This window comes from Candidatus Woesearchaeota archaeon, assembly GCA_003695435.1.
GTDB lineage: Archaea > Nanobdellota > Nanobdellia > Woesearchaeales > UBA11576 > J101.
On sequence record RFJL01000023.1, the window covers coordinates 1 to 2,580 of the forward strand.

A 2,580-nucleotide genomic window follows, 5' to 3' on the forward strand; every position below is an offset into this window, starting at 1 on the left:
CAAATGCCAGGCATTTTACCTGTGTGAGTCCTGCAAAGAACTCATTCAAGCTAAGAAAAGTTGCTGCGTGTTCTGCGATTACTCTGACAAGAAATGCCCAGTCTCGCATGAAGCATAACACAAGCCCTTACAACACATGACTCTAAGAGAACTTTTTTGAAAAAAGATGTGGGGGAAGGGATTCGAACCCTTGAACCCAAAGGGAATAGATTCCACATGTAGGCCAATAAGGCGTTCACCTTGAGTCTATCGCATTTGACCAGACTTTGCTACCCCCACAAGGATAGCTATTCCCTGGTTCAAGGGGTTTTTAAAGATTATTGTCCTTGCTGCTTTTACTCAAGTAATTTGAGCTTTTCTTCGATCATCTTTAAATCAGCTTCAAGATTGTGCAATTCACTCTTTTTCTGCTGTTTTTTCTTGGTGGCTGGTTGTTCGGATACTTGTACCTCTTCTTGAGGTAGGTATTGTTTGAGATGATCGATGGTGTCAATAGTTTGTGCACATAGCTCTTTGAGGTCGTGCATCAAAAGAAGTTTTTGCTCTCTGATTTTTTTAAGATCTTCATAGCGCTGTAAAGAAATAACCAACTGCTTTGAAGCTTGCAATAAAGACTTTCGTGTCTCTACAGGTTTTTCAACATTAACGTAGTAACTCATGGGCTTTTCAGAGTGGTGTTGAGGAAATCAATTTTACTCTCAACAAGTGTGATGTCTTTTTTCCACTCATCAAGAACTTGATCTTCTTGAGTTTTGAGTGCTTCAATGTGTTCAATGGTGGATTTTGCTTCTGCAACTTTATTACGCAGAAGATCAACAATTTCACTCACATCTTCGTAATCTTCAATCTTAACAAATACGCGTTCGTTCATGTGTTTCCTCCTTCAAAAAGTGTCTTGTCAACGTAGAGGAGTTTTCTTTCCATATCTTCTACGATGAGGCGAAGACTTTCAAACAATTTATCTTGATCGTTCTTAGCGGATGTTATATTATCAAAGTGAGTATTTGCTGAGCGAAGAGCTTCTTTTGATCGGTGAAGACCTCTCATTGCCTCTCTGAATTGTTCCATCCTTAGAAAAACAGGTCCTGTGAGTGGTTTTTCACGTGGTTCTTCGGCTTGTTCAACAACGTGCTCTGGTTGTGTTATAACTTGTTCTGGTTGTCCTTGTTGTTCTTCGTGTTCGATAGGTGGTTCGGGTAATTCAAGTTCAGGAATGCTATCTGGAACATCAGTAATTTCAGGAACTTCGGGAATTTGTTGTTCGCCAACAGGCATTAACTGTGGCGGTTTTGGAAGTGCATCGGCTGATGTCAAGTCTACTGCTGGTTTTGGTGGTTCTTCTAATTCGTTTTTTTTGAGAAAATCAAATAATCCCATGTTATACTCCCCCTAGGAGTTACCGTACCGTAAAGCCCTTAAAAATATTATTGAGCACTAGGGAGTAGTGTGAAATGTTTTCGTTTTTTCTCTCACAACTCATTTTAAACGATAAACGCCTCATCCTACATGCTCAGATACATAACACTCTTCCTCGCCACCCTTACGCTTGTTAGTGCATCAAAACTCTCAGAAGTCATGTACAACCCACCAGGATCAGACTATGATCTTGAATGGATAGAAATATACACAGAAAACAGCACAGAACTTAATACCACTCAGAGCATACGTATCAATAATCACACCTATTCATTCACACCAACAACTCCCTACTACATCCTAGCACGTGAATATGAGGATGGCAATGATGAAGATAATGAGTCTTTTGTTACTTTTTACAATGCTGTTCCGGGAGAAGAAGTTCCTTTCACCCTCCCAAACAAAGAAACGCAAATCATCCTCAACAACTACACCTACACCTACGCGCCATCGCAAGGAGCAAATGGAGATGGAGCCTCTCTTGCATTCAACGGATCAACGTTCATTCCCTCAAAAACAATTGGTGGCACTCCAGGAAAACCCAACGATTATGACAACGCAACACTGCTCATAACATCATTGAGCAAGACATATTATCTTACGCACTACGACAGTTTTTTCACCATCACCAATAGAGCAAATCCAAGAAACATCTCTTTTACCTATTCCATTTACGACTTAAACGAAGAACATCATCTGCTCAAAGAAGAAACTCTTGAATTCTTTATCCACACGAGGAAAACCAAAGGAACCGGGTCATACACATTCTTCCAACCTGGAAATTATTCCCTTTGTGCTCAAAGTGAAGATGCGATTTCTTGTCACAACATCACTGTAATTGATCAGAAAACCATTCCTTGTGACCTTTCCCTTGACTTGGAACTCTCACAAACCATCCTTAACAACAAACAACAGCTCACCTACAAATTCAAAACAAACAACACAACCTTTCCGTTCGCTATTGAATATGGTGTCCAGGATATTTATGGAAAATGGTCACGAAAACCCCGAAACACATCAACACTTACAACAAAATCCTTCACACCAAAATTCGAAGGACTAGAAAAAACCTATCTTATCAATGCAACACTACACCCAACATGCAATGACACAAACCCAAAAAATAATCACGTTGAACGAGCATTTGGCGTGAGGGGCACACCG

At 40.2% G+C, this 2,580-nt stretch carries 4 protein-coding genes and 1 tRNA gene; 1 reads left to right on the forward strand and 4 read right to left on the reverse strand.

The features are described 5' to 3' along the window. Nucleotides 1-167: 167 nt before the first annotated feature. The 4 genes from D6774_01465 to D6774_01480 form a co-directional block, all read right to left on the reverse strand. Nucleotides 168-279, reverse strand: a tRNA-Leu gene (locus D6774_01465). Nucleotides 280-335: 56 nt separating this feature from the next. After that, nucleotides 336-659: a hypothetical protein gene (locus D6774_01470; GenBank protein RME78332.1), complete on the reverse strand. Its 324-nt coding sequence runs from the start codon at nt 657-659 to the stop codon at nt 336-338. Then, nucleotides 656-871: a hypothetical protein gene (locus D6774_01475; GenBank protein RME78333.1), complete on the reverse strand. Its 216-nt coding sequence runs from the start codon at nt 869-871 to the stop codon at nt 656-658. The genes D6774_01470 and D6774_01475 overlap by 4 nt, the downstream gene beginning before the upstream one ends. Continuing rightward, a complete protein-coding gene (locus tag D6774_01480) occupies nt 868-1,377 on the reverse strand; it encodes a hypothetical protein (GenBank protein ID RME78334.1) in 510 nt (169 codons plus the stop codon). Before D6774_01480 ends, D6774_01475 begins: the two co-directional genes overlap by 4 nt. A 129-nt stretch (nt 1,378-1,506) precedes the next feature. Between D6774_01480 and D6774_01485 the strand changes: the two genes are divergently transcribed. Beyond that, nucleotides 1,507-2,580, forward strand: a 1,074-nt coding sequence (locus tag D6774_01485; GenBank protein RME78335.1) for a hypothetical protein, incomplete at its 3' end; no start/stop codon positions are given.